1 protein-coding gene is annotated in these 578 nt (G+C 60.2%); it reads right to left on the reverse strand.

Annotated elements, in window-relative coordinates:
- Nucleotides 1-247: 247 nt before the first annotated feature.
- Nucleotides 248-578 (reverse strand): AMP-binding protein (locus A5652_RS04890; RefSeq protein WP_197513762.1); only part of this gene is annotated, 331 nt, incomplete at its 5' end.

A 578-nucleotide genomic window follows, 5' to 3' on the forward strand; every position in this document is an offset into this window, starting at 1 on the left:
CAGCAACCAGAATGACGAGGAACTCGTCGCCTGCACGGCCGAGATCGAGCTACCGGTGTAGCGAGGCCAGTGAATAAATGAATTCTGGTGCTGCGGAACCACTTTCAATCGCATATGGCCCTCCACTGAGCGACGAGCCGGGGCTTGGCACTCTCACGCTTCCAGGCTTTCTGCGTGACGTGACATCAACCTACGGCGACCGAGAAGCACTCGTCTTCCGCACTGCCAAGGACGAAATGCGTTGGAGTTACTCCGAGCTGTGGGAGAGAGCGGTCGAGAAAGTGCTAAGTGTCACGGCCACCCCACCGGCGAGCGAGACGCCGAAGACAGCCGAGATCCACTCGGGACGGTTGGTCATCAAGACCCCGACCCGAGTGTCTTTGCCAACGCCACAGGCACGCAACGCGCATGCCACTTCGACCGCTCTCTCCCACAGCTCGGAGTAACTCCAACGCATTTCGTCCTTGGCAGTGCGGAAGACGAGTGCTTCTCGGTCGCCGTAGGTTGATGTCACGTCACGCAGAAAGCCTGGAAGCGTGAGAGTGCCAAGCCCCGGCTCGTCGCTCAGTGGAGGGCCA

Origin of the sequence: Mycobacterium sp. 1165178.9 (assembly GCF_001673555.1) — a bacterium.
In the GTDB taxonomy this organism is placed as follows: Bacteria; Actinomycetota; Actinomycetes; order Mycobacteriales; family Mycobacteriaceae; genus Mycobacterium.